This is a genomic window from Glycomyces xiaoerkulensis (genome assembly GCF_002798405.1).
GTDB classification, from domain to species: domain Bacteria; phylum Actinomycetota; class Actinomycetes; order Mycobacteriales; family Micromonosporaceae; genus Glycomyces; species Glycomyces xiaoerkulensis.
Window position 1 is genome coordinate 1 of the sequence record NZ_PGGV01000012.1, and the last position, 24,411, is coordinate 24,411.

25 protein-coding genes, 1 tRNA gene and 1 pseudogene are annotated in these 24,411 nt (G+C 69.1%); 16 read left to right on the forward strand and 11 right to left on the reverse strand.

Features of this window, described 5'->3' with window-relative positions; all coding sequences use genetic code 11:
• Positions 1-884, reverse strand: an 884-nt coding sequence (locus CUT39_RS03255) for an RNA-guided endonuclease InsQ/TnpB family protein (RefSeq protein ID WP_100444645.1), incomplete at its 3' end; no start/stop codon positions are given.
• Between the two features lie 24 nt (positions 885-908).
• Here CUT39_RS03255 and tnpA point away from each other — a divergent pair.
• The 5 genes and pseudogenes from tnpA (at position 909) to CUT39_RS03285 (ending at position 3,842) form a co-directional block, all read left to right on the forward strand.
• Complete coding sequence (gene tnpA, locus CUT39_RS03260) at positions 909-1,325, forward strand: IS200/IS605 family transposase (RefSeq protein ID WP_100444538.1); 417 nt, start codon at positions 909-911, stop codon at positions 1,323-1,325.
• A 271-nt stretch (positions 1,326-1,596) separates the two neighbouring features.
• Positions 1,597-1,755: pseudogene (locus CUT39_RS20990) on the forward strand (IS5/IS1182 family transposase); the annotation flags it as partial.
• Between the two features lie 243 nt (positions 1,756-1,998).
• Positions 1,999-2,445, forward strand: a complete 447-nt coding sequence (locus CUT39_RS03270; RefSeq protein WP_100444540.1) for a hypothetical protein — start codon at positions 1,999-2,001, stop codon at positions 2,443-2,445.
• Positions 2,446-2,606: 161 nt separating this feature from the next.
• The gene (locus CUT39_RS03275) at positions 2,607-2,936 is read left to right on the forward strand and encodes a transposase (RefSeq protein ID WP_157930453.1); all 330 of its coding nucleotides are present in this window, start codon (positions 2,607-2,609) and stop codon (positions 2,934-2,936) included.
• A 492-nt stretch (positions 2,937-3,428) separates the two neighbouring features.
• Positions 3,429-3,842: a DDE-type integrase/transposase/recombinase gene (locus tag CUT39_RS03285; RefSeq protein ID WP_269799138.1), complete on the forward strand. Its 414-nt coding sequence runs from the start codon at positions 3,429-3,431 to the stop codon at positions 3,840-3,842.
• A gap of 308 nt (positions 3,843-4,150) precedes the next feature.
• On the opposite strand, the gene CUT39_RS03290 is transcribed toward CUT39_RS03285, so the two are convergent.
• From CUT39_RS03290 to CUT39_RS03300, 3 genes are all read right to left on the reverse strand, one after another.
• Positions 4,151-4,221, reverse strand: a tRNA-Gly gene (locus tag CUT39_RS03290).
• A gap of 87 nt (positions 4,222-4,308) precedes the next feature.
• Positions 4,309-4,920: an HAD-IA family hydrolase gene (locus CUT39_RS03295; protein ID WP_100444544.1), complete on the reverse strand. Its 612-nt coding sequence runs from the start codon at positions 4,918-4,920 to the stop codon at positions 4,309-4,311.
• 59 nt (positions 4,921-4,979) lie between these two features.
• Positions 4,980-5,645: a ThuA domain-containing protein gene (locus CUT39_RS03300; protein WP_100444545.1), complete on the reverse strand. Its 666-nt coding sequence runs from the start codon at positions 5,643-5,645 to the stop codon at positions 4,980-4,982.
• Between the two features lie 247 nt (positions 5,646-5,892).
• Between CUT39_RS03300 and tig the strand changes: the two genes are divergently transcribed.
• The 5 genes from tig to clpX all read left to right on the forward strand — a co-directional run bounded on the left by tig (position 5,893) and on the right by clpX (position 11,614).
• The gene (gene tig / locus CUT39_RS03305) at positions 5,893-7,260 is read left to right on the forward strand and encodes a trigger factor (protein ID WP_100444546.1); all 1,368 of its coding nucleotides are present in this window, start codon (positions 5,893-5,895) and stop codon (positions 7,258-7,260) included.
• A gap of 692 nt (positions 7,261-7,952) precedes the next feature.
• Positions 7,953-8,366: a hypothetical protein gene (locus tag CUT39_RS03315; protein WP_100444548.1), complete on the forward strand. Its 414-nt coding sequence runs from the start codon at positions 7,953-7,955 to the stop codon at positions 8,364-8,366.
• A gap of 313 nt (positions 8,367-8,679) precedes the next feature.
• Positions 8,680-9,327, forward strand: a complete 648-nt coding sequence (locus tag CUT39_RS03320) for a ClpP family protease (protein ID WP_100444549.1) — start codon at positions 8,680-8,682, stop codon at positions 9,325-9,327.
• 20 nt (positions 9,328-9,347) lie between these two features.
• Positions 9,348-10,010, forward strand: coding sequence for an ATP-dependent Clp protease proteolytic subunit (locus tag CUT39_RS03325; protein WP_100444550.1), 663 nt, complete (start codon positions 9,348-9,350; stop codon positions 10,008-10,010).
• Positions 10,011-10,312: 302 nt separating this feature from the next.
• Complete coding sequence (gene clpX / locus CUT39_RS03330; protein WP_100444551.1) at positions 10,313-11,614, forward strand: ATP-dependent Clp protease ATP-binding subunit ClpX; 1,302 nt, start codon at positions 10,313-10,315, stop codon at positions 11,612-11,614.
• A gap of 58 nt (positions 11,615-11,672) precedes the next feature.
• Here the strand turns inward: clpX and CUT39_RS03335 are convergent, their stop codons facing one another.
• Positions 11,673-12,011: a PLD nuclease N-terminal domain-containing protein gene (locus CUT39_RS03335; protein ID WP_157930455.1), complete on the reverse strand. Its 339-nt coding sequence runs from the start codon at positions 12,009-12,011 to the stop codon at positions 11,673-11,675.
• 148 nt (positions 12,012-12,159) lie between these two features.
• On the opposite strand from CUT39_RS03335, the gene CUT39_RS03340 reads away from it, so the two are divergent.
• From CUT39_RS03340 to CUT39_RS03350, 3 genes are all read left to right on the forward strand, one after another.
• Complete coding sequence (locus CUT39_RS03340; protein WP_100444553.1) at positions 12,160-12,936, forward strand: electron transfer flavoprotein subunit beta/FixA family protein; 777 nt, start codon at positions 12,160-12,162, stop codon at positions 12,934-12,936.
• Between the two features lie 9 nt (positions 12,937-12,945).
• A complete protein-coding gene (locus tag CUT39_RS03345) occupies positions 12,946-13,875 on the forward strand; it encodes an electron transfer flavoprotein subunit alpha/FixB family protein (protein ID WP_100444554.1) in 930 nt (309 codons plus the stop codon).
• Positions 13,876-14,002: 127 nt separating this feature from the next.
• Positions 14,003-14,614, forward strand: a complete 612-nt coding sequence (locus tag CUT39_RS03350) for a biotin transporter BioY (RefSeq protein WP_100444555.1) — start codon at positions 14,003-14,005, stop codon at positions 14,612-14,614.
• Between the two features lie 49 nt (positions 14,615-14,663).
• Here CUT39_RS03350 and CUT39_RS03355 read toward each other — a convergent pair whose 3' ends face one another.
• On the reverse strand, positions 14,664-15,572 hold the full coding sequence (locus tag CUT39_RS03355) for a hypothetical protein (RefSeq protein ID WP_100444556.1): 909 nt from the start codon (positions 15,570-15,572) through the stop codon (positions 14,664-14,666).
• A 181-nt stretch (positions 15,573-15,753) separates the two neighbouring features.
• Between CUT39_RS03355 and CUT39_RS03360 the strand changes: the two genes are divergently transcribed.
• Genes CUT39_RS03360 through CUT39_RS03370 form a run of 3 tightly spaced genes read left to right on the forward strand, consistent with a single transcriptional unit; the run spans position 15,754 to position 19,050 of the window.
• Positions 15,754-16,911: a cysteine desulfurase family protein gene (locus CUT39_RS03360; protein ID WP_100444557.1), complete on the forward strand. Its 1,158-nt coding sequence runs from the start codon at positions 15,754-15,756 to the stop codon at positions 16,909-16,911.
• A 20-nt stretch (positions 16,912-16,931) separates the two neighbouring features.
• Entirely contained in the window at positions 16,932-18,053 is a 1,122-nt protein-coding gene (gene mnmA / locus CUT39_RS03365; protein ID WP_408611096.1) for a tRNA 2-thiouridine(34) synthase MnmA, read from the forward strand.
• Entirely contained in the window at positions 18,046-19,050 is a 1,005-nt protein-coding gene (locus tag CUT39_RS03370; RefSeq protein WP_100444558.1) for a uroporphyrinogen decarboxylase/cobalamine-independent methonine synthase family protein, read from the forward strand. The genes mnmA and CUT39_RS03370 overlap by 8 nt, the downstream gene beginning before the upstream one ends.
• A gap of 1 nt (position 19,051) precedes the next feature.
• Here the strand turns inward: CUT39_RS03370 and CUT39_RS03375 are convergent, their stop codons facing one another.
• The 5 genes from CUT39_RS03375 to CUT39_RS03395 all read right to left on the reverse strand — a co-directional run bounded on the left by CUT39_RS03375 (position 19,052) and on the right by CUT39_RS03395 (position 24,258).
• Positions 19,052-19,690 (reverse strand): sulfotransferase family protein, encoded by a 639-nt coding sequence (locus tag CUT39_RS03375; RefSeq protein ID WP_100444559.1) that lies wholly within the window; start codon positions 19,688-19,690, stop codon positions 19,052-19,054.
• A gap of 122 nt (positions 19,691-19,812) precedes the next feature.
• Entirely contained in the window at positions 19,813-21,963 is a 2,151-nt protein-coding gene (locus tag CUT39_RS03380) for a DUF4153 domain-containing protein (protein ID WP_100444560.1), read from the reverse strand.
• 176 nt (positions 21,964-22,139) lie between these two features.
• Positions 22,140-22,751, reverse strand: a complete 612-nt coding sequence (locus CUT39_RS03385; RefSeq protein WP_100444561.1) for a TetR/AcrR family transcriptional regulator — start codon at positions 22,749-22,751, stop codon at positions 22,140-22,142.
• An 18-nt stretch (positions 22,752-22,769) separates the two neighbouring features.
• On the reverse strand, positions 22,770-23,507 hold the full coding sequence (locus CUT39_RS03390; protein ID WP_100444562.1) for an ABC transporter permease: 738 nt from the start codon (positions 23,505-23,507) through the stop codon (positions 22,770-22,772).
• A 1-nt stretch (position 23,508) separates the two neighbouring features.
• Entirely contained in the window at positions 23,509-24,258 is a 750-nt protein-coding gene (locus tag CUT39_RS03395) for an ABC transporter ATP-binding protein (protein WP_100444647.1), read from the reverse strand.
• Positions 24,259-24,411: the final 153 nt, after the last annotated feature.

A 24,411-nucleotide genomic window follows, 5' to 3' on the forward strand; every position in this document is an offset into this window, starting at 1 on the left:
ACGCTCTTGGCCAGCCGGGTCCGGGCCAGACCGCGCACCGCGAGGTCTTCGACGTACACCGCTTGGCTGTCGCGGATGAGCTGCGTCGAGACCTGGTGGTGCCAGTCGCGCCGGGTATCGGCGACCTTGGCGTGCTGCCGGGCCAGCGCCGCGCGGGCCTTGGCCCGATTCTTCGAGCCTTGCTGCTTGCGGGAGAGCGCCCGCTGGAGGCGTTTGAGTCGGCGTTCGGCGCGGCGCAGGAACCGCGGGTTGTCGATCCGCTTGCCCGAGCTGGTGACCGCGAACGCGGTCAGGCCCAGGTCGATACCGATCGGTTCACCGGCCTGCTGGTCGGTATCGGGCGGCGGCTCGGGGCCGGTCTGGACCACGAACGACAGGAAGTACCGCCCGGCCGCGTCCTTGATCACGGTCACGCTGGAGGGCGCGGCCGGGAGCTCGCGGGACCAGGCGACTTTCACCTCGCCGATCTTGGCCAGGTAGACGCGGCCGCCCTGGCGGATGGCGAAGGCGTTGGTGTTGAGCCGGATCGACTGGCGGGCGTCCTTGCGGGACTTGTACCGGGGCGGGCCAGCCTTCGGGCCCTTGCGCTTGCCCTTGACGGAGTCGAAGAACGCCTTGTAGGCCGCGTCCAGGTCCCGCAGGGACTGCTGAAGCACCACCGCCGACACCTCGCCCAGCCACGCCCGCTCGGGCGTCTGCTTCGCGGCGGTGATGTAGGTCTTCGACAACACCGCCGAGGGCACGTACGCCTCCCCGGCCTTGTGTGCTTCCTTTCGGGCGCGCAGGCAGTCATTCCACACCACGCGAGCGCATCCGAACGCCTGAGCCAGCGCACGGCGCTGACCCCCGTCCGGGTAGGCCCGATAGTTGTAGCGCAACTGCATGAGTCATATCCTACTATTGGCCTCATGGCTAATGATGACGGATACCGCCGTGGCAGGCACGTGGTTTCGGCTATGCACGTGCACTTGGTATTCGTGACCAAGTACCGGCGCGGCGTCTTCGACGACGCCATGCTCGACTACTGCGAGCGCGTCATGCGCAAGGTCTGCGAAGACTTCGAGGCCGAGCTCAAGGAGTTCAACGGCGAACGCGACCATGTGCACCTGCTGGTCCACTACCCGCCGAAGGTGTCGATCTCGCGGCTGGTCAACTCGCTCAAGGGCGTCTCGGCGCGCAGACTCCGCTATGAGTTCACCGGCCGCGTCAACCGCTCGATCATGCACGGGCACTTCTGGTCCCCGTCGTACTTCGCTGCCTCCTGCGGCGGTGCGCCCCTGTCGATCATCCGCCAGTACATCGAGCAGCAGCAACGCCCCGCATAGTGGTGGGACGTTTCATCCCCGCCCAGAAGGACGGGGCTTTCACGCCAAGGATCGGTAACCCCGCGCGTAGGCGGGGCCGACCCTTGTTGAACTGGGATGATGTTCGCCAGAGTCGGGGGTTTTCGTTAGCATGCAGACTGAACCTGTTGCATCCTGGTCGTGATTGGTTGGAACTCAACGGATTCGATGGTCGAGTGGGCCGAGAGCATAAGGAGGCTCCTGGTAGAACGGCGAATCCTACTTCTGCCTGAACGACCACCAGGAGCTCCGGTTGCTCTTCTACCCGGCCGCGCTACCCCTGTCCACCTCGACCCTCAACCGAGTCGCCCGGCTCATCCGCGTCCACCGCAAGACGATCGGCTCCCGATGGCGGGTCCCCGATCCCGGCACCCAAGCCCTGCTTACCCTCGCGTACCTGCGCAAGGGCGAACGACTGCGTGCGGACCCGAGCAGCTTGCTTGAGCGAGGCGTGAAAGCTCTCAGCGAATACGTTGTCCGCGCTGATGCCGACCGCGAGCAGCATCATCGCAGCGCATACCCGACAGCGATCGACGCGGCACGCCAGATGCGACCCGTGGCTTAAATCACCCCATTGTGAGGCAATCTCGGACAGACCCGGGCGTGTCGCGATTCGTAGAATCAGAATCGTTCCCCCACAAACGATTGGAGTTTCATGTCAACCGCAGTCCGCAGCCTCACAGCCCTGGCAGCCGCGATGGCTCTAGTCCTGGGTCTTTCGCTTTCCACGGCCTCACCCGCACAGGCCAGCCCCATGTGCAGCGACGCTTATCAAGTCAAGGGCACCGTATACATCTACGGAGATCAGTCGACTCCGGTAGCCTCCCTCAAGCAATTCTATTCCCCCTCATGCGGTCAGAACTGGGGCTACCTGTGGGTTTGGCAGTGGGCTCTCGACGCCGGCTATTGGCTCAGGGGGGAGCTGGCGGTCTATGTCCAGAACGAGACCCTCCAAGGCACGGTGCCGTTGGGGCGATACCAAGAGTTCTACACGGACGCCGTTCCCGGATACGGCAAGTGCACCCGTGCGTACCTCAGCGCCTCCATATACGGGCCAAACAGTTCGACCTCGGTCGAGGAAGTGACCGCCTGGGGTTGCTGATCTGGGATTGAGCTCGACAGTCGCTTCTCGTCTCCTCCCGGAGAACGGGCGCCTGTCGAGTCCAACAGGCAACTGGCGAGGCGGTTCCCCAACTTGATTTTTAGGTGCGCCATGAACAGGGAGGTTGCCGATGTAGTTGACTGTGAAGGGGGTTCGGTCTGGTGGACACTCTCCCGATAGGAGAGGAAGAATCAGACCATGGCGAAACGCCGAGGACCTATACCGACCAGTTCAAGCAGGATGCCCTGAAACTGGTCGAAACCTCTGGGAAGCCTGTCTCTCACATTGTCCGTGACCTGGGTATCTCCCCGTACAGCCTGCACAACCGGGTGCAGAAGGCGAGGAAGAATCAGTCGGTGATCACGGGGGAAGAACTGACATCCGGTGAGCGGGCCGAGCTCGAACAGCTCCGCAAGACCGTGCGCCGCCAGGCCCAGGAGCTCGAAGTGCTGGGAAAAGCCACCAGGTGGTTTGCCGACCGAAGCCTGTGAGGTTCACACTCATCGCACGCCGCGAGCAGGAGAATCAGGGCAAACCACGGGCGGATCGGATCTCGATCCGCGCCGCCTGCACGGCGCTGGGCGTTTCACCATCGGGCTATTACGCCTGGAAGGGCCGCCCGCCCTCGAACCGCGAACGGGCTGACCGGCGTTTGGTCGATCGCCTGGAAGCGCTGCATGAGCGCTACAAGCGCCGGTACGGGCTGCGCCGGCTCGATCAGATGCTGCGCCGCGAGGGCCGAGGCCACTCGATCCGGCGGCTGCGCCGCCTGGCCAGGGCGGTCAGGATCGAGTGCGTGCACCCGAAGCCGCGAGCGAAGACCACGATCGGCGGCACCGCTCGGACCGGGCTGGTCGACCTGATCGACCGCGCCTTCGTCCTCGCATCGCCCGGCCGGGTGCTGTACTCCGACATCACCTACATCCCGACCGACTCCGAAGGGTTCGTGTACCTGGTCGTGTTCGCCGACGCCTGCTCGACGGATTGTCGGCTGGGAGGTGGCCGATCACATGAGAACCGAGATGGTCACCGCCGCTCTCGATGTCGCCATCGCCGACCTGCGTCCCGAGATCGGCCAGCTTGCCATACATACCGACCGCGGCTCGCAGTTCACCTCGAACGCCTTCCGCGACAGGTGCTTCGCCGCCGGGATCATCCCCTCGGTCGGTCGCACCGGGTCCTGTTTCGGCAATGCCCGGGCCGAGGCGCTGAACGCCACCATCAAGAAGGAGCTGATCCACCCAAGACGCTGGACCGACCCCGCCGAGGTCCGCGCCGCCCTGTTCGAGTACATCGAGATCGAGTACAACCGCGACCGCATCCACCAGGGATTGGGCTACCTCACACCCGTCGAGTTCGAGGCCCAATCCCAGCTAGAGTTCACCGAAGCCGCATAGGAACGTGTCCACTTTCCCGCTCCCCCTCCAGGTAGGGCTCCGGGGGCGTTGGTTTCCGAACCAACGACGGAAGTGCGGAGTCGGCTCCGGTGAGACGCCGAATGGCTGGTTGCTGCGGCGGAGTCCCCTGTCTGTCCTCATAGACACCGGTTTGGTTTCCACCTCGAACCAGCCTCGAAATCCTGCCACCGGTCGCCACCGGCGGCACATGGTCGCCGACTACCTGCGTGACTACCTTGGTTGTGAAAACGCCCCCGGTTCCGATCTGGTGATCGGAACCGGGGGCGTTTTCCCAGCTAGTGGGGTTGAGCGGGCGACGAGAATCGAACTCGCGTCATTGGTTTGGAAGACCAAGGCTTTACCATTAAGCTACGCCCGCGGGGCCGCCAGTCGGCGGACCGGATGCGATTCTAGCGCGTGGCAATACCTCCCGCAAAGGGACCCGGCGCCTTCGCGGCGGCCGGGCTCACTTGGTGGCGGCGACCAGGTGGGGGAGGGCCGAGGCGTCAGTGAAGGTGTGGACCTGCCAGCCTCGTTGGGCCGCGGCGGCGGTGTTCTTGCGGCTGTCGTCGATGAGCAGGAGCTGGCGCGGCTCGACGCCGACCGACTCCCCGAGCCGATCCTCCACGACCTCGAAGGCGGCCTGCTCAGGCTTGCGGGCGCCCAGCCGGCAGGCGAAGAAGCGATGTCGGAACCACCCGGCGACCTCGGGAAACCTGGTGTCGAAGTAATCGGCGAACAGCGGCCCGTTGTTGGAGAAGATCGCCAAGGTGAGGTTCGTGTCCGTCAGGCACGTCAGTACCGCCTCATCGAGGGTGAACGCGCTGGTCCACAGCTCGCTGAGTTCCTCGGTGGTGCCGTCGAAGCCGGTCATCTCGGCCACCTGGTCGCGGATCTGATCGGGGGCGAACTCGCCGGCTTCGCAGCGGGTTTCGAATCCGGAGTCGAACAGGAGCCGCTCGAGGTCGCCCCGCTGTAGTCCGGTTCGGGCCGCCAGGAGTTCGAAGCGATGCTCGGGGTCGAACTTGAACAGGACCGAACCGATGTCGGTCACCAGGACGCGTACGCCGTCGGCCACGGAAACCACCTCGATCTGAGATCGGATCGCATTGGCCTTAAAGCATAACGTCGCCCGGCTCACTTCACGGGCAGGACGCTCTGCAGCCCACCGGTAATGTGACGCAGGAAATCCGTGTCGGCGTAGGCGCTCGAGTCGTGGCCCAGCGCGGTGTAGAAGCAGCGGCCGGCCTCCAGACGGCGGTGCCAGGCGAGCGGATGCGGGCGTCCCATCGCCAGACCGGCGGTGTCGTAGGAGTCCTCGTCCGCTTCGAGCAGGACCTTGACGTGCTCCGGTCGCTCGTCGAAGCTGTACCACTCGTCGGTCCAGGTCCACGTCTCCGGCAGATGGGCGGTCGACCGGTGGCCGCGGTCGACGACCTCGACGCGTCCGGCGGTGCAGCCCGGCGGATGGCCGATGAACCGGGCCCCGACCAGCTCGCGGAAGTACGGCCACGAGCGTTCGGCGGTCGAGGCGCCGTGGATGCCGCACCAGCCCCCGCCTCCGGTCACGTAGTCGGCCAGCGCCGCGCGCCCCAGCTCGTCGAGGACGTCCCCCGAGGCCGACAGCCACACGACCGCAGCGAAGTCCGCTAGCCGCTCGGGGGTGTAGACCGCGGCGTCCTCGGTGTGCTCGGCGTGCATGCCCAGCTCGGCGGCGATGCCCTTGAGCGCCTCCACGCCCGCCGGGATCGAATCGTGCCGGAATCCGGTCGTCTTGGTGAACACGAGGATGGCGTCGGACATCGGCGTACTCGCTCTCAGATAGCGGTTTCTCGGCGTAGTGTAAGGGATCGCGAGCCCGCCCGCGGTCCCACTTCGATCGTGCGGCATGCTCGGATCCGCGGCGAGATGGGCCACACCCGGCGTGGTCGGCGCCTCGCGACGACCTAGACTCGGGCGGAGCGGGGGTGGATTCTGCGTTTCCCGCGCGCTCTGAGCCGCCGCATCGACGCAAACAGCAACGTTTAGTGAAAGCTATAGGAGTACGCCTGTGAAGAGCACTGTCGAGACCCTGAGCCCGACCAGGGTACGGCTTTCGGTCGAGGTGCCGTTCGAGGAGCTGGCGCCGTTCATCAACGAGGCGTACAAGACGGTCGGGCAGCAGATCCGCGTCCCCGGGTTCCGCCCGGGCAAGGCCCCGCGCCAGGTCATCGACCAGCGCGTGGGCCGCGAGACGGTCTATGCCCAGGCCATGGACCCGGCCGTGCAGTCGAACCTGAACAAGGCCGTCTCAGAGAACGAGGTCAACGTCCTCGGCCGTCCCGACCTGACCGACGTCAAGCCCATTGAAGAGGGCGAGCCTTTCGAGTTCACCGTCGAGGCCGACGTGACCCCCGCGTTCGAGATGCCGAACTTCGCCGAGCTCAAGGTCACCGTCGAGGCCGACGAGGTCTCCGAGGAGGACATCGACGCCGACCTCGATGAGCAGCGGCTCCGGTTCTCCTCGCTGAAGAACGTCGACCGGGCGGCCGCCGACGGCGACTTCGTCGTGGTCGACCTCAAGGCCACCCAGGACGGCGAGGAGGTCGAGGGCGGCTCGGTCACCGGCATGAGCCACGAGGTCGGTTCGGGCCAGTTGCTCGACGGCCTCGACGAGGCGCTGGTCGGCATGAGCGCCGGCGACGAGAAGACCATCCAGTCGAACCTGGCCGGCGAGCAGGCCGGGCAGACCGCCGACGTGGACATCCGCGTCGACCAGGTCAAGGAGCGCGAGCTGCCCGAGCTCGACGACGAGTTCGCCGAGATGTCGAGCCCGCACGACACCATGGAGGAGCTGCGGAACGCGACCCGTGAGCGCCTGGAGCAGCAGGCCGTCTCCGGGCAGGCCTCCGAGGCCCGCTCCAAGACCCTCGACGCCCTGCTCGAGGCGATCGAACTGCCGCTGCCGGAGAAGACCGTCGAGGACGAGATCCAGCACACCCGCAGCCACCTCGAGGAGCAGGTCTCGCAGATCTCGGGCAGCTTCGACGACTACCTGGCCGCGATCGAGAAGACCGAGGACGAGTTCAACGCCGACCTCCGCAGGGACGTCGAGTCGAACCTGCGCCAGTCGATCGTCCTGGGCCGCATCGCGCGTGAGCGCGAGGTCGAGGTCAGCGGCGAGCTCATGACCTCCGAGGTGGTCCGCCAGGCGCAGCAGCAGGGCGTCGAGCAGGACCAGTTCCAGCAGTTCGTCGACCAGCTCCGCGAGAACGGCGGGCTGCAGCAGATCGCCGCGCAGCTCCGCCAGCAGGTGGCGCTCGAGGAGATCGTCAAGGAGGCCACGATCGTCGACCAGGCCGGCAACGAGCTGTCCGAGGACGCGCTGTTCCCGGGCCGCAAGGAGGCCGAGGCGGCCGAGACCGCCGAAGAGGAGTAGCGCGCTCCCACTGATCACTCCAGGGGCCCGTCGCATTCGCGGCGGGTCCTTTGCTTTGCCCGCGTCCGGAATCGAAGGTGCGAAACCGGGACGGGCTTTTTACTACCGGCGGGTAGCGATGCTATTCACAACCATCTATAGTCAGCATCTATCTTCTTCAATGTCGCAGATGACCGCACGGGAGTGCCCCCTTATGACCCCCGTCTTCACTTCTCGGGACACCGGATGGCGACCGCGCTGTCCGCCTGCGCACTCGAGGTCTCCATCATCGCGTGGCCGTCCGGCACTTCGGCCCAAGGCGAAACGGGAGGCGAAGTCATCCAGGCCTGTCCGATCACCGAGGCCTGGAGCTCCGGAGAAGCGGAGATGTTGGGACGTCCGACCCCCCACCGGTGAGGACTGCGTCGAAGGGGAGAGCCGAGCCGACGCCCGAGGAAATATCCGAAGCGGAGGACGCCAAGGACCTCGAGGTCCCACTTCTGGAATGGACGTTCGATCTCTCCGAAACGGCCTCCGAATGGGCCGTCGGCCATTTCGAGGATCACGGGGTCATGTTCACCCCGTGCTCGAGGGCGCCACTCCGGTCGACCTCTGGCAGGTCAATCTGAAACAGCCGCTGCGCGACGACCCGCAGACCCCGGTCGACGAGTACGAGTCCACCGCCGGCCGCCTGGCCGGGACCTTCGCCTACGATGACCCGCCGCCCCGAGGAGACCCCCGAGACCGACTCCGGCTCCACCGGCGGCTCGGGCGGTGGAGACAGCGGCGTCGGGTCCGACCCCGACGCCGAAGCAGCGGCCGAGGAGGTCGAGCAGGCCGCCTTCGAGCCGGTCGAGCCGCGCATGCCCTGGTACGTGTGGGCCCTCGTCCCGGCCGGAATGGTCGGCGCCTACCTCATGTACCAGGTCATGGGCGGAACCCGTGCAGCCGCGCCGGGCAACGGCGCGATCGACCGCATCCGCTCGCACAACCTCCACCGGAACGCCGGGGTCCTGGAGCAGGCGGACACCGCGTTCGTGATGCAAAAGGGCCGTATCACGGCCGCGGGGTCGGGAGCGCAGACGCTCGAGGACGAGGCGGTCCGGGCCGCCTACTTCGGGTCCTGAGCGGTCTCGGCGGTCTCGCGCTCCTCTGTGGTGTATCGATGGACGCGAGCCTCACGCTACCGCGAGGTAACTCAATCTGCCAACGCCGATGGGCGGTGTGAAGGGAGCCATAACCGGCCCGGCCGCAGTGTCGCACCGCGTGTGCGGGCCCCGCCCGGGGGAACCCGACAGCATGGCTCCGGGCCCCCGCGAAGGGCTCCGCTCGCAGCGAACACGGTCCCCAGCCGCGTCCGATCGCCGACCCGACGGGCTAAGGTCTGGGAGGTAACGCAAGCTGAGTGCATATCGCCGAGACAGAATGAAGGTGCAAGACATGGAGCATTCGAAGCCATTCTCCTCGGAGCGGGAGAGGAACCAATTCCTTCCCTCCGCTCGCCGCGGTAACGGAGGGACCTCTCCCGGCCTGGACGACATGGTGTTCGACCGCCTGCTCCAGGAGCGGGTGATCTTTCTCGGCTCCGAGGTGAACTCCGAGATCGCCAACCGGCTGTGCGCGCAGCTCATCCTGCTCGAGGCCGAGGACCCCGACCGCGACATCAAGCTCTACATCAACTCGCCCGGCGGCTCGGTCTACGACGGCATGGCCATCTACGACACCATGCAGTTCATCAAGAACGACGTCGCCACCGTCGCCATGGGCATGGCCGCCTCGATGGGCCAGCTCCTGCTGTGCGCCGGCGCCTCGGGCAAGCGCTACGCGCTTCCCCACGCGCGCATCCTGATGCACCAGCCCTCGGGCGGGATCGGCGGCACGGCCTCGGACGTGGCGATCCTGGCCGAGCAGATGCTCTACACCAAGCAGATGTTCCAAGAGCGGGTCTCCTTCCACACCGGCCGCTCGACCGAGGAGATCGAAAGCGACTCCGACCGCGACCGCTGGTTCACCGCCGAGGAGGCGAAGGACTACGGCTTCGTCGACCACGTGGTGCAGCGGGTGTCCGACGTCCCGTCCGAGGCATAGCAGGAACGAGGGGAAAAGACATGGAATTCTACGCAGGCTCCGGGCCGGCCCACGACCAGCAGGCCCGCTACATCGTCCCGTCGTTCACCGAGAAGACCTCGTACGGGGTCAAGGAGATGAACCCGTACAACAAGATGTTCGAGGACCGGATCATCTTCCTGGGGTCCCCGGTCGACGACACCTCGGCCAACGACATCATGAGCCAGTTGATCGTGCTCGAGGGCAACGATCCCGAGCGCGACATCGTCATGTACATCAACTCGCCGGGCGGTTCGCTCACGGCGCTGATGGCCATCTACGACACGATGCAGTACGTGCGCCCGGACATCCAGACCGTGTGCATGGGCCAGGCCGCCTCCGCCGCGGCCGTGCTGCTCGCGGCCGGCACCCCCGGCAAGCGCACCGCGCTGCCGAACTCCCGGGTGATCATCCACCAGCCGGCGACCGAAGGGACCTTCGGGCAGGCCTCGGACATGGAGATCCAGGCCCGCGAGATCATGCGCATGCGCGAGCAGTTGGAGAAGGTCCTCGCCCGCCACACCGGCCAGGCGCTGGACCGGGTCCGCAAGGACATCGAGCGCGACAAGATATTCACCGCCGACGAGGCGGTCGAGTACGGCATGGTCGACAACGTGCTGGTCTACCGCAAGAAGAACGCGCTGCCCGCCGAGGTGGAGTCCTAGGCCCGCAACTCCACAGGGCCGGGGAGGCGCGGACGACCGGTCGGCCCGCCTCGCCTCCCCGGCACCCGTGGCGACGGGGACTCGTCTCTGGACGATCGTCTTCACTTTGTCGGCCCCGGAGGGTACGGTGGCGCTGGCAGCGGATGGCCCGCCCGCCACGGCCTCCCGGTTCCGGAACACCACTGGCGCGGAGGCCGCAAATGCGAAATACTGGATTGAGACACCCGTTCGTCCTGAATCTACCGAGCGCAAGCAGGACCGGCTTACGGCTCGCGAGCTTCGCCATGGAGGGAGTAGCTGCGATGGCGCCACGCCTGGGAGACAGTGAGATCTTGAAGTGCTCATTCTGCTCCAAGTCACAGCGGCAGGTCCGCAAGCTGATCGCCGGGCCGAACAACGTCTACATCTGCGACGAGTGCATCGACCTGTGCAACGAGATCATCGAGGAGGAGTTCGCCGAGGAGGCCGACGTCGCCTGGGAGGACCTCCCCAAACCCAAGGAGATCGTCGAGTTCCTCGACCAATGGGTGATCGGCCAGGACGACGCCAAGCGCTCGCTGGCGGTCGCGGTCTACAACCACTACAAGCGCGTCCAGGTCGACGAGCTCGGGTCCCAGAAGGCGGGCGTGGACCACGTCGAGCTCCAGAAGTCGAACATCCTCCTGGTCGGCCCCACCGGCTCGGGCAAGACCCACCTGGCCCAGACCCTCGCCCGGAAGCTCGAAGTGCCGTTCGCGATCGCCGACGCCACGGCCCTGACCGAGGCCGGCTACGTCGGCGACGACGTCGAGAACATCCTGCTCAAGCTCATCCAGGCCGCGGACTTCGATGTCAAGCGGGCCGAGACCGGCATCATCTACATCGACGAGATCGACAAGGCCGGGCGCAAGGCCGACAACCCCTCGATCACCAGGGACGTCTCCGGTGAGGGCGTGCAGCAGGCGCTGCTGAAGATCCTCGAGGGCACGGTCGCCTCGGTCCCGCCGCAGGGCGGGCGCAAGCACCCCCAGCAGGAGCACATCCAGATCGACACCACGAACATCCTCTTCGTCTGTGGCGGGGCCTTCGCCGGCATCGAGGAGATCATCGAGCAGCGCATCGGCAAGCGCACCGTCGGCTTCACCGCCCCGCTCCGGTCGGACGGCGAGGAGGCCGAGGACGCGATCATCTCGCAGGTGATGCCCGACGACCTGCTCAAATACGGGATGATTCCGGAGATGGTGGGCCGCCTGCCGGTCCTGACCACCGTGAACCACCTGGACCAGGCCGCGCTGCTGCGCATCCTCACCGAACCGAAGAACGCCCTGGTGAAGCAGTATCAGCGGCTGCTGGAGCTCGACGGGGTGGAGCTCGAGTTCGAGGACGACGCGCTGCTTCCGATCGTGGAGGCCGCGACGATGCGCGGCACGGGCGCCCGCGCGCTGCGGGCGATCCTCGAAGAGGTGCTGCAGCCGGTGATGTTCGAGATTCCCTCGCGCGCCGACGAGGTCGCCAAGGTGTGCATCACCGACGACGTGGTGCGCCGCAACGTCAACCCCACCCTGGTGCCGCGCACGAAGGCGACCCCCCGCCGCGTGCGCCCCCGCCGAGAGCAGTCCGCCTGAGGGCCCCGCATGCAGCGCGGGCCGGGCGAGCGCCCGGCCCGAGTTCGTCGGATTCGGCTCAGTCCTCCCGGCGCTCGTCGTCGCGAAGCTGCCGGTCGAGGTCGCGCAGGAAGTCGGGGTCGTCGTCGGGAGCGGTAGGACCCTTCGGCCGCTTCGGTCCGCCGCCCATACCGCCGCCGCCCGGACGCCCCGGAGGACCGGCCTGGCCGCCTTCCGGCTTGGCGCGGCCCACCAGGAACCACAGCACCGCGCCGGCGATCGGCAGCAGGGCGATGATGAGCACCCACCACACGCGCGACAGCCGCCGTGGCGCCTGCTCGCCGCCGAGGCAGTCGGCGACCGCCGCGATCAGCAGCGCCAGATGGACGAGGAACACAAAGATCAGCGCGCGGACCATACTCACCATCATGCCCTGTCGGGGCGAAAAGGGCCAACAGCGGCTCGGCGTATTACTCACTGGTAACTTAATAGGATATGATTCACGGCAGGACGCCCGGCCGATCTATGCTCACCGGCGTCACCAAGAATGACCTCGGAGGTTGTCGATGAACATCGTGGTTCTGGTAAAGCAGGTGCCCGACTCGGGGCTCGCCAGACAACTCGACGCCGGGCTGCGGGTCGACCGCAGCGGCGCCAACAACGTCATGGGGGAGCTCGACGAATACGCCGTCGAAGCCGCCCTCCAGCTCAAGGAGGCCCACGGCGGCGAGGTCACCATCCTCACCCTCGGCCCCGACCAGGCGACCGAAACGATCCGCAAGACCCTCGCGATGGGCGCCGACAAGGCGATCCACGTCTGCGACGAGGCCGTCGCCGGGTCCGACGCCCTGGCGACCTCCAAGATCCTCGCCGCCGCACTCGGGCGACTCGAATGGGACCTGCTGATCGCCGGCGCCGAGTCCACCGACTCAGGCATGGGCGTCATGCCCCACCTGCTGGCCGGCCGCCTGGGCGTCCCCGCCCTCACCGGTGCCCGCAGCATCGAACCCGACGGCGAGGGCGTCAAAGTCGAGCACCAGCGCGACAACGGATACGACGTGCTCACCGCGCCGCTGCCGGCGATCGCCTCGGTCTGGGACACCATCAACACGCCGCGCTACCCGTCGCTGAAGGGCATCATGGCCGCCAAGCGCAAACCGGTCGAGACGCTCACCCTCGGCGACCTCGGCATCGACGCCGCCGAAGTCGGCGGCGAGGCCGCCACCACCGAGGTGCTCACCGCCACCGACCGCCCCGAGCGCAGCGCCGGGCAGATCGTCACCGACGAAGGCGAGGGCGGTCGCGCGCTCGCCGGATTCCTCGCCGCCGAGAAGTTCATCTAGGAGACCGCCATGGCAGACATCCTCGTCTACGTACCCGGAATCGGCAAGCCCGCCGCCGAGGTCCTCACGCTCGCCCGCACGCTCGGCGACGTCTCCGCGATCGCCTTCGACGACCGGGCCGCGGACGCGGCCGCCGAGTACGGCGCCGCCAAGGTGTACCGCGTCAGCGCCGACGGCGCCGACGACTACTTCATCGATCCCAAGGCGACCGTCCTGATCGACCTGGCCCGGAAGGTCGGGCCGGCGGCGTTCCTGCTGCCGGGCAGCGACGAGGGCAAGGCGCTGGCCGCCCGCGTCGCGATCGGGCTCGACAACGGCCTGCTGACCGACGTCAGCGGGATCGACGCCGAGGGCACCGCCACCCAGGACATCTTCGCGGGGGCGACCGTCGCCACCTCGAAGATCACCAAGGGGTTCAATCTCGCCACGGTCAAGCCCGGTGCGGTCGCCACCGAGCCGGCCCCGAGCGAACCGGTCGTCGAGGCGGTCGAGGTGACCGTCGCCGAGGCCGACAAGCGCGTCCGCATCGCCGTACGCGTCGACGAACCGGCCGGCGACCGGCCCGGCCTGGCCGAGGCCGACGTGGTCGTCTCCGGCGGCCGCGGGGTGGGCTCGTCCGAGGACTTCGCGCTCATCGAGCGGGTCGCCGACGCGCTGGGCGGCGCCGTGGGCGCTTCGCGCGCGGCCACCGACGCCGGCTACTACCCGCACAAGTTCCAGGTCGGCCAGACCGGCACCACCGTCAGCCCGCAGTTGTACCTGGCCGCGGGCATCTCCGGAGCCATCCAGCACCGGGCCGGCATGCAGACCTCGCGGGTGATCGTCGCGGTGAACAAGGACGCCGACGCCCCGATCTTCGGCATGTCGGACTTCGGCGTCGTCGGCGACCTCTTCCAGGTCCTGCCGCAGATGCTCGAGGAGGCCGAGAAGCGCGGCTGAGCGGTCGGCCGAGGTGAGCCCGGCTGGCTCACCTCGGCTGCGCAATCGAGCTGAAACAAGGGTGCGCTAAGCTTCGAGGCAACCTCTCATTGCAGAAAACCTACAGATGATGTTGGAGGAATCCGCAATGGCCGCCCCATCCGCCGCGCTGTCCGCGCCCCGCGTCCTCGCCGATCTGATCCCCGGCTCCACCCGCGCGGTCGCGATCGCCCGCGACGCCGTACTGGTCCTCGGCGGTTCCGCCGCAGTGGGCGCCTCGGCGCAGGTCGCGATCACGATCCCGCAGATCAGCCCGGTCCCGTTCGTGCTCACGACCTTCACCGTGCTGCTCCTGGGCGCCGCCTACGGCCCGCTGCGCGCCGGGCTGACGCTCGCGCTCTACCTGGTCGCCGGCATGGCCGGCGTCCCGTGGTTCACCGACGGCGGTTCCGGCGTCGGATTCCCGAGCTTCGGCTACATCATCGGATTCCTGGCCGCCTCGGTACTGGTCGGCTGGCTCGCCGGGCGCGGCGCCGACCGCACGTTCCTGAACACCGTCGGCCTGATGGTCGTCGCCAACCTGGTGATCTACGCGTTCGGCGCGCCCTACCTCGCCTGGTCCACGGGCATGGACTCGGCCACCACGATCGAACAGGGGGTCGTCCCGTTCGTGATCGGGGACCTCGTCAAACTCCTCGCCGCCGCGGCGCTCCTGCCCGGCGCCTGGTGGGCGGTCGGCCGCTTCCGCCGCGAGCAGTAGCCCCGCAGGGCAGCAGGGGCGCGGTCGGAATCCCGGCCGCGCCCGTTCGTCAGTGCTCCCAGCCGATTCCCAGCGCTCCCGGCCGGGGCACCGGCTCGGCCAGCGCCACCGTCCGGCCCGGACCCATCTGGAGGTCGCCGGTCTCGCGCTTGTCGCGCGTCAGCGAGGACTGCGCGAACCGGTAGACCCTCCTGGGGACCGCGTCGGGGGAGAAGCGGATCTGCAGCGAGTAGTGGTCGACCGGGTACCTGAAGGCGTTGCCGTGCCCGGCCGAGGCCCCGCCGTTGCCCTGGACGACGATCTCGAACAGGTGCGTCGCCCCCCGGGGCAGCGGCTGGTCGAACACGATCTGCGCCAGCGCCACCGGCGCCTCGGGGTGCCGGAGCACCTCCGAGACGGTGCAGTCGCGCACCGGCTTGAACTCCATGTCGCCGATCTCGCAACCCGGGTCGCCCCGGTACAGCAGGATGTATCGGTCGACCTCGTCCCGGCGGGCCCGCACCAGCATCGACAGCTCCATCAGCGACTCCTGCCACTGGGAGTCGACGTGGACGACCACCTGCTCGCTGAGGATGTCGAGCGTGTGCTCCCGCGAGGCCGGAACCTGGTCGCACAGCTCCCGGACCGCGTCGCCGCCGAGCACCGAATCGGGCCGGGGGAGCCGCCCGCGGATCGACCGCGGCCCCCGGGCGCGCTTGGGGCCCAGCAGCGCCCGCAGGGAGCCCGGCGGCAGCTCCAGCAGGTCCTCCAGCGCCGTCACGGCGGCGAGGGACTCGGCCCGCTCGGGTCGGCTGCGGCCTGACTGCCAGTAGCTGAGGCTGGTGGTGGAGACGGTGATGCCGCGCATCGCGAGTCGGTGGCGGATCCGGTCCAGTCCCAGGTCGCTGGAGTGGATGGCGATCCGCAGGGCAGTGTGGAACGGCCCTGCCTGAAGTGCTTCGGCGAGTTCGGGCGTCATCGGCACACTTCCTTGTTGAGGACCCAGCCTGGTTGAGGACCTAGCCGCGGGGTGGCATCTCTCCGTCAACGGTAGAGGTCACGAAGATTTGTCAGATTCTATCGTGTGGGATCCAGGTCGATGTCACCTGCGGTCTCGGCCCGGTGGCCGACACCGATCCGCGCCGTAGACTGGAGAAGCCATGGCCTATCTCGATCACGCCGCCACCACGCCCATGCTTCCCCAAGCACTGGACGCCTACGTGCGGACCGCCCGCGAACTGGGCAACGCCTCGTCCCTGCACGCCTCCGGCCGCGCCGCCCGCCGCATCGTCGAGGAGTCCCGCGAACGGATCGGCGAGGCGCTCGGCGCCAAACCCAGCGAGGTCGTCTTCACCGGCTCGGGAACCGAGGCCGACAACCTCGCCGTCAAGGGCCTCCACTGGGCCCGCCGCGGCGCCGGCCGCAACCGCATCGTCACCACCTCGATCGAACACCACGCCGTCGCCGACGCCGTCGCCTGGCTCGGCGACCACGAACAGGCCGAGATCACCCAACTCCCGGCCGACAAGTTCGGCCGCGTCTGCGTCGAGGCCCTGGACGAGTTGCTCGCCGACCACGCCTCCGAGGTCACCGTCATCACCGCCATGTGGGCCAACAACGAGGTCGGCACCCTCCAACCGGTCGAGGAGATCGTCGCCCTGGCCGCCCCGCACGGCATCCCCGTCCACACCGACGCCGTCCAGGCCATCGGCCACACCCCGGTCGACTTCGCCGCGGGCGGCGCGGACGCGCTCGCCCTCTCGGGACACAAGCTCGGCGGCCCCGCAGGCGTCGGCGCCCTCCTGCTCAAGCGCGACACCAAATGCACCCCGCTGCTCCACGGCGGCGGCCAGGAACGCGAGATCCGCTCCGGCACGCTCGACGTGCCCGGCATCGCCGCGCTCGCCGAGGCCGTGGACCTCGCCGTGCGCACCCGGGACTCCGAGGCCCGGCGCCTGACCGACCTCCGCGAGCTCCTGGTCGACCGGGTCCTGGCGATAGAGCCCGAGGCGGTCTACAACGGCGACCCCGAGCATCGCCTGCCCGGCAACGCCCACTTCTCCTTCCCCGGCTGCGAAGGCGACGCCCTGCTGATGCTCCTGGACGCCGCCGGTGTCGAATGCGCCACAGGATCGGCCTGCTCGGCCGGGATCGCCCAGCCCTCCCACGTGCTGCTCGCGATGGGCGCCGGAGAACAGGACGCCCGCTCCTCCCTGCGGTTCACCCTCGGCTGGTCCAGCGGCGAGGACGACGTCGAGGCCCTCGCCGCCGCCCTGCCCGAGGCGGTCGAGCGCGCTCGAAGCGCCGGACTCTCATAGTTAAGGTGGAGGGCGTGAAACTGCGAGTACTGGCCGCCATGAGCGGCGGGGTCGACTCCGCGGTGGCCGCCGCGCGAGCCGCCGAAGCCGGACACGACGTCACCGGCGTCCACCTCGCCCTGTCCAAGAATCCCCAGACCTACCGGTCCGGGGCCCGCGGCTGCTGCACCATCGAGGACTCCCGCGACGCCCGCCGGGCCGCCGACGTCATCGGCATCCCGTTCTACGTCTGGGACATGGCCGAGCGATTCCACGAGGAGGTCGTGGAGGACTTCTACTCCGAGTACGCCGCCGGCCGCACCCCCAACCCGTGCCTGCGCTGCAACGAGAAGATCAAGTTCGCCGCCGTCCTCGACCGGGCCATGGCCCTCGGCTTCGACGCGGTCGCCACCGGCCACTACGCCCGCAAGGACTCCGACGGCCTGCTGCGCCGCGCGGTCGACCCCGGCAAGGACCAGTCCTACGTCCTCGCCGTCCTCACCCCCGCCCAGTTGGCGCACTCGATGTTCCCGCTCGGCGACACGCCCAAGGACCGCGTGCGCCTCGAAGCCCAGGAGCGCGGTCTGGCCGTGGCCCGCAAGCCCGACAGCCACGACATCTGCTTCATCGCCGACGGCGACACCTCCGGCTTCCTGAAGCGGCGGCTGGGCTCGGAGACCGGCGAGATCGTCGACGCCGCGACCGGCGAGGTCCTCGGCGACCACGACGGCGCCCACCAGTTCACCGTCGGCCAGCGCCACGGCCTCGGCCTCCAGCGGCCCGCCGAGAACGGCAAGCCCCGCTACGTCCTGTCGATCACGCCGGTCGACAACCGCGTCGAGGTCGGGCCGCGCGAGGCGCTGCAGGTCGAGCACATCCGCACCGGCGAGCCCGTCTGGCTCGCTCCCGAGCGCACCGGCCCGTTCGAGGCCGAGGTGCAGTTGCGCGCGCACGGCGAGGTCTACCCGGCCACCGTCACCGCCGACGAGCAAGGCCTGGCCGCCCGGCTCCACCGGCCGGCCTACGGCGTCGCCGCCGGACAGGCCCTGGTCGTCTACGACCCCGATGCCGAAGCGGGCGACGCCGTCCTGGCCTCGGGCACGATCGACGCCACCCGGAGCCCCGCTGCCGCGGACGAATCGGTCGAGGCCGCCGGTGTCTGACGACGGCCTGCCGTCCGGCGTCGCCACCGGCGTCGGCTCCCTGCCCGGCACCGACATCGGCGAGGCGGTCCGCATCGTCTTCGGCGAGCTTCCCGAGTGGCCCCACCTGCCGGAGCTGCCCTCCCGCGGCCTCGGCGCCGACATGATCGGCCGCGGCGCCGCCCTGCTCGAGGGCCTGCCGGTCCAATGGTGGGCCTCGACCTGGCAGGTCACCGACCTGCCCGGCCGCGACGCCCGCCGCGCCGCCGACTACCTGGAACGGGACCTGGACGCCCTCTACGAGGTCGCCGACGCCACCGACGGGCCGGTGCGCCTGACCGCCGTCGGCCCGGTGACCCTCGCCGCCAACCTGTGGCGGCGCGCCGGCGGGGCCATGATCGCCGACCACGGCGCGGTCGCCGACGTGGCCGCGTCCCTGGCCGAGGGACTGCGCGGACACCTCGCCGCCGCCCAGAACCGGCTCCCGGAGGCCCGCTTGTCGATCCAACTCGACGAGCCCGCGCTCCCGGCGGCCCTGGCCGGGCGGGTCCGCAACGAATCGGGTCTCGACTTCTACCGCCGCCTCCGGCCCGAGTCGGCCCGCGACCGGCTCCGCGAGGTCGTCGACGCCGTCGGCGTGCCCGCCGTCGTCCACTGCTGCGACCCGGGGGTGCCGCTGCGGTTGCTGCGGGAGGCCGGCGCGCAGGCGGTCTCGCTCGACCTGACCCGGGTCGACTTCGACGACGCGTCCGCGGTCGACGAGCTCGGCGAGCACCTCGACGGCGGCGGGCGGCTCATCGCCGGAGCCGTCCCCTCGACCGGCACGGCCGAACCCGGCCTCGCCGACCGCGCGACCGACCTCATCCTCGAGCTGTGGCACCGGCTCGGATTCGAGCCCGAGCGGCTGCCCCGCCAGGTGAGCGTGACGACCACCTGCGGCATGGCGGCGGCGAGCCCCGGCTACGCGCGCGCCGCGATGGAGGCCGCCCGCGAGGCCGCCGGCCGCCTCCACGGTTGACCTATCGGCCCTCCTTGATGTCCTCGACCTGGGCGTGGAAGTCGGCCGTCGAGTTCAGGTGCGGGAACGGCTCGTCCGGGACCGGCAGACCGAGCGCGGAGCAGAGCGGCTCCCAGCCCGCACCGGTCCGGAACTCGACCAGCCGCTCGGCCGGGACCGTTTCGCGGACCCGCTCGTGGTACCGGTGGTAGGCGGCCTCGATCGCCTGCACATCGTCCAGTGGCGCCCCGTCGAACGCCCGGCTCCAGACGCCGCGCACCATCGCCTCCCAGGCGTCCTCGCCCGGGTAGGCGCCGCTCTGGCCGCCGAAGTGCTGGAGGACGGTGTTGGAGGTGCTGGTCCACCAGGTCTCGAAGCTGTCGCGCACCGACAGGACCACGACGGCGTCGGGGTACCGCTCGGCCAGCTCGGGGTAGAACGCCGAGGCGGGCCAGTCGACGGCGGCGGCGTAGCCGGCGAACAGCTCGTCCCAGTCCGGGAAGTCGCCGTGGACGGCGGCGGAGAAGGCCGGTACGTCGATGTCCTTGCGGCCGAAGACCTCGGCCATGTGGTGGCAGGGCTCGCCGAGGAGGGTCTCCAAGGCCGCCTTGATGGTCATGGTTCCCGTGCGGGGCAGGCCCGCGCCGATAACTTGCAACATCTTCAGAACCTATTACGGCCCAACGCGTTCCACAAATCGATCATGAAGGACCGTCCAGTTCGCCGGTGCTCATCCGCGGTGTCCCGCCTGGTCGCGCCTTCGATGTGACGTCGGGCATCGACTCAGGCAAGCTCGTCGTACAGCTCGAACATCTGGTCGGTGAGGTCTTCGCACACCGCCCGCGCCTCGGCGTCGGTCCGACCGCCGATGATGCTCGCCTCCAAGGTGAGCTCGTCGATGGCGAACGCGTAGGCGTACTCCCGGTACGACCGGCCCTCGAACACGGCGGTGAACCCGTCCATCGTCTCGCTGCCGAGGTCGGCCACCTCGTAGTCACTGCCCGAATAGTGGCCCCACCGCCCGTCCAGTTCGTCCGCGGCGCGCTCGGCACCGGGCCATTCCCGTAGTTCGACGATCACGTAGCCGTCGCCGGTCCCGAAATAGCCGCACTCCAGGCGGCCGTCCGGCGACTGCCCGCCGGAGAGCTCGGTGCCGCTCTGATGCGCGGTGTCGGGCTCCACGCCGTAGTCGCCCCCGGCCGAGGTCCCGAACATCTCGTCGGCCGAGGCCGTGTCGAGCCGTTCGCACGTGTCCCCGTGGAAGAAGCCGTAATCGACCGGCGCGTCCTCACCGGCCTCGTCCGACTCCGAGGACGAGCCGCGGTCCTCCTCGTAGCCGGGGCCGACGTGCGCCGGGCAGTAGCCGCCGGAGGCGCCGGCGAAATCCTCCTCGCGCTCGGAGGCGAGCGCGTACCCGCGGTTCCAGGCCGACAGCGGGCGCTCCCGGCGATCCCGCCCCTGCATCACGCACGCCAGTTCCTCGTCCGGCAGCGCCATGAGCTCCGGAACCGCGTCGGCCGAGAGGTCCTGGAGGTAGCCCAGATCGAGCTTCCCGGTCTGCTCGAACCGGTCGACGTTGTAGCGGGCGATGAACGCATCGGGATTGATCGCGGCCAGGCCCAGCAGGACCAGCGCCCCGGAGGCGAGGATCCCGCGCGGCAGCCAGCCGGCCCGCAGCTTCCAGCAGCAGACCAGCACCAGCACGAACAGGACCGCCAACCAGAGCTCGACGGTGAACACCCACAGCCGCAGGCGCGTCAGTCCGAACGTCTCGAAGTAGACGCTCATCCGGTAGGTCGCCGAGGCGACCACCACCAGCGACATCGCGCACAGCGCCCCCAGCAGGAGCCGCACGGCCCACCGGTCCCCGCGCTCCCGGCGCGGGGCCAGCGCGGCGGCGACGGCGATGACCACCAGCGTCAGGACCGCGACGACGCCCAACTGCCAGAACCCGCGCCGGGCGTACTCGGCGAAGGTCAGCCCGGCCGTCTCCATGACGTATTCCGTGCCGCCGAAGTAGGTGCGGATCTGCATGGCGATGAACACCGCGAACAGCAGGTTCAACGCCCCGAGCGGCAGCCCGATCTCGAACCGCGACACCGTCCGGGGCCGCGGCGGCTCCTCCGGGTCGTAGTCCGGCCTGACCACCGCGGTGTAGACCCACAGCAGCACCAGCGGGAACAGGGCGGCGGCCAGCATCAGACGCAGGATGAACGCGGCCGGGTCGGCGTCGGGCGCGAGCGAGAACATCAGGCCCGCGAAGTTCCGGTCGGCGGCCGCGAACAGCCCGCCGAACACGGCCAGCAGGCCGATGGTGATCACCACGACCCAGGCCTTGCGGCCCATGTCGCGGCGCTTGTCCTTGCGGCGGCCCCGGTTCGCCCACCGGAACGCTCCGGGGAGCCCTTCGAGGTGGCCGAGCACGGCGGCGAGCGTGCCGGTGAAGCGTCGCTGCGGTGCCAGGGCCAGCGGCGTCAGCAGCAGCGCGGTGACCGCGCAGAGGCTCACGATCCAGCCGGCGTCGCGGATCGCGGCGACCGACCACAGGGCGCCGATCAGGACCGCTCCGGGCAGCCGCGCCGCCAATCGTTCGCGGCCGGCCGCGGCGAGCGGCAGCGCGACGGTGGCGATGCCCGTGGCGGCCAGGCCGATCCCGACGCCCTCGGAGTGGAGGGCGGCCCAGCCGGCGAACAGCGCGACCACCACGGTCAGCAGGACCACGACCGGCGGCGCCCCGGAGTCGGGTTCGCCCCAGCGCCGATCGGTCAGGTCCCAGGTCGGAGGGGGTGGGCCGACGTGGACCGCACCGGTGAACGGGTGGGTCGCCACCTGCTCGGGAGGCTGCTCCGGGACGGCGGCCGCCTCCGGTTCGCCGTCGTCGGGGCGCTCTTCGTCCGCCTTCGGGGTAGGGGAGTGATCAGGGCTGTTCGTCATGGGAGGCTTTCTCTTCGGGACGGCTCCGGAGACGAGTGGACGGCCGCCGTCGGGCCGCCGCGTCTCGGGAGCGGGAACACCGACCACAATGCCGGATTCGGCCCGGGGCCGCCACCGGTCGATCGGCTGGAACCGGCCCGTCAGGAGGCGGGCGCCCGGCAGGTGACCCGACCGGGTCAGTGCCGTGCGGCGATGTGCTCGACCGGCATGGTCAGGTACCGGTCGATGGTCGGTCCGATCGTCTCGGCCAGTTCCTCGGCGTCCAGCGAGGCCATCGGCTCGAGCTTGAGGATGTAGCGGGTCATGATGATGCCGAAGATCTGCGAGCCGATGAAGTTGGCGCGGACGTGGACGTGGTCGACTTCATCGCCGATGACTTCGCTGATGGTCTTGACGATGCGGCGCTCGAAGAGCTTCCGGAACATCAACGACATCGCCGGTTTGGACACGGCGGTCCTGGCCACGGCCACGAGCTTGTCGTGGTGGGGACCGTCCCAGATGGAGACGAAGGTGTGCATCAGCCGCCCGCCGGCGCCTTCGAGGCCGCCGGCCCGGAGCGCGGCGGCGATCTCGGGCCCGGGGTCGATCGGCAGCTCGATCGCCGCCAGGAACAGGTCGTCCTTGGTGCCGAAGTAGTGGTGGATCAGCGCGGGGTCGACCCCGGCGTCCGCGGCGATCCGCCGCACGCTGACCGACTCGAATCCGTGCTCGGCGAACAGCCTGCGGGCGGCGGTCAGGATCTCCTCCTTGGTATCCGGTTTGCCCGACCGCCGTCCACTGCGTTTCATTCGCGCCACAGGCGAACCCTAGCCGGTGCGCCGCCGCAACGTGGCGGCGCCGAGGACGGTTGCGACGACGACCGCACCGGCGACGATGCCGAGGTCGCCCCACATGGCGGCGGTGAGATCGCTGGAGACCTGCACTTCCTGGAGCGCCTTGACCGCGTAGGTCAGCGGCAGCGCGTCGGAGACGCCCTGCAGCCAGCCGGCCATCTGCTCGCGCGGCCAGATCAGCCCGCACAGGAACAGTTGCGGGACGATGAGCACCGGCATGAACTGGATCGCTTGGAACTCGGTGCTGGCGAACGCGGAGACGAACAGGCCCAGGGCCATGCCGAACAGCGAGGTGACGATGGCGATGAGCCCGACCGTCCAGGCCGAGCCGACCGTGTCGAGGTCGAGCCACAGGTACGCGACGGTGGCCGCGATCGCGGTCTGGAGCGAGGCGCAGACGCCGAAGGCGAGCGCGTAGCCGCCGACGAGGTCCATCTTGGCCGTCGGCGTGGTCATGAGCCGCTCCAGCGTCCCGCCGGTGCGTTCGCGCAGCAGCGTGATCGAGGTGATCATGAACATGAGCATGAACGGGAACGCCGCCAGCAGGATCAGGCCGACCTGGTCGAAGACCGCCGGGGCGGCGTCCATGATGGCGCTGATGAGGGAGATGATCAGGGCGGGGACGGCCAGGATCATGACGACGGTGCGCCGGTCGTTGAGCAGTTGGCGCAGGATGCGGCCGGCGGTGATGAGGGTGATTCGCAGTGACATGTCAGCGGGTCTCCTCGAGTTCGCGGATGAGGTGCAGGAAGGCCGCCTCGAGGTTCTCGGTGCCGGTGGCGGCGCGCAGGTCGCCGGGGGTGTCGTCGGCGATGAACAGGCCCTCCCGCAGCAGCAGGAGGCGGTCGCAGCGGTCGGCCTCGTCCATGACATGGCTGGAGACCACCAACGTCTTGCCCGCGGAGGCCAGGGCGCGGAACTGGCTCCACAGCTCGTCGCGGATGACCGGGTCTAGTCCGACCGTGGGCTCGTCGAGTACGAGGACCTCCGGCTCGCACACCAGGGCGCACGCCAGGGAGGTGCGGGTCTTCTGGCCGCCGGAGAGGTTGGCAGCCAGCCGCCCGGCGAACTCGCCCATGCCGACCCGCTCGATCGCGGCCATCGCGTCGGCGCGGCGGCGTCCGTAGAGCGCCGCGAAGTAGGCCACGTTGGACCTGACGCTCAGGTCGGGGTAGATCGAGGCGTCCTGGGTGACGTAGGCGACGCGGTTGCGCAGCGGCTTGGAACCGGCCGGGTCGCCGAGCACGGTGACGCGGCCGGACTTGACCTTCTGGGTGCCGACGATCGAGCGGATGAGGGTGGTCTTGCCCGAGCCGGACGGGCCGAGCAGGCCGGTGACCGATCCGGCGGGGACGGTGGTGGACAGGTCGCGGAGGACCGACCTGCCTCCGCGGTCCACGACCAGGCGGTCGACGGTGATCGCGGGAGGAGGTGCGGAAGGTTTGGCGTCGGTGGGCGGCATGTTGGCCTCCATTAATTCATCTGTTGATGAATTCGACCGTACCACGATAATTCATCGTCCAGTGAATTAGTCTAGTGGCCCCTGAGGGACGGGCGCGTGCATAGACGCGTTCCGATGGCAGTTCGGCCCGCCGACGCGTCATCGCGACCGGCC

Coding starts and splice junctions, on each gene's coding strand:
- CUT39_RS03390 (WP_100444562.1), bottom strand. CDS start 23,507: ATGTCACTGCGAATCACCCTCATCACCGCCGGCCGCATCCTGCGCCAA.
- CUT39_RS03375 (WP_100444559.1), bottom strand. CDS start 19,690: ATGTTGCAAGTTATCGGCGCGGGCCTGCCCCGCACGGGAACCATGACC.
- CUT39_RS03325 (WP_100444550.1), top strand. CDS start 9,348: ATGGAATTCTACGCAGGCTCCGGGCCGGCCCACGACCAGCAGGCCCGC.
- CUT39_RS03360 (WP_100444557.1), top strand. CDS start 15,754: ATGGCCTATCTCGATCACGCCGCCACCACGCCCATGCTTCCCCAAGCA.
- CUT39_RS03335 (WP_157930455.1), bottom strand. CDS start 12,011: ATGGTCCGCGCGCTGATCTTTGTGTTCCTCGTCCATCTGGCGCTGCTG.
- CUT39_RS03355 (WP_100444556.1), bottom strand. CDS start 15,572: ATGACGCCCGAACTCGCCGAAGCACTTCAGGCAGGGCCGTTCCACACT.
- tnpA (WP_100444538.1), top strand. CDS start 909: ATGGCTAATGATGACGGATACCGCCGTGGCAGGCACGTGGTTTCGGCT.
- CUT39_RS03320 (WP_100444549.1), top strand. CDS start 8,680: ATGGAGCATTCGAAGCCATTCTCCTCGGAGCGGGAGAGGAACCAATTC.
- CUT39_RS03345 (WP_100444554.1), top strand. CDS start 12,946: ATGGCAGACATCCTCGTCTACGTACCCGGAATCGGCAAGCCCGCCGCC.
- clpX (WP_100444551.1), top strand. CDS start 10,313: ATGGCGCCACGCCTGGGAGACAGTGAGATCTTGAAGTGCTCATTCTGC.
- CUT39_RS03380 (WP_100444560.1), bottom strand. CDS start 21,963: ATGACGAACAGCCCTGATCACTCCCCTACCCCGAAGGCGGACGAAGAG.
- CUT39_RS03350 (WP_100444555.1), top strand. CDS start 14,003: ATGGCCGCCCCATCCGCCGCGCTGTCCGCGCCCCGCGTCCTCGCCGAT.
- CUT39_RS03340 (WP_100444553.1), top strand. CDS start 12,160: ATGAACATCGTGGTTCTGGTAAAGCAGGTGCCCGACTCGGGGCTCGCC.
- CUT39_RS03315 (WP_100444548.1), top strand. CDS start 7,953: ATGACCCGCCGCCCCGAGGAGACCCCCGAGACCGACTCCGGCTCCACC.
- CUT39_RS03300 (WP_100444545.1), bottom strand. CDS start 5,645: ATGTCCGACGCCATCCTCGTGTTCACCAAGACGACCGGATTCCGGCAC.
- CUT39_RS03385 (WP_100444561.1), bottom strand. CDS start 22,751: ATGAAACGCAGTGGACGGCGGTCGGGCAAACCGGATACCAAGGAGGAG.
- CUT39_RS03270 (WP_100444540.1), top strand. CDS start 1,999: ATGTCAACCGCAGTCCGCAGCCTCACAGCCCTGGCAGCCGCGATGGCT.
- CUT39_RS03395 (WP_100444647.1), bottom strand. CDS start 24,258: ATGCCGCCCACCGACGCCAAACCTTCCGCACCTCCTCCCGCGATCACC.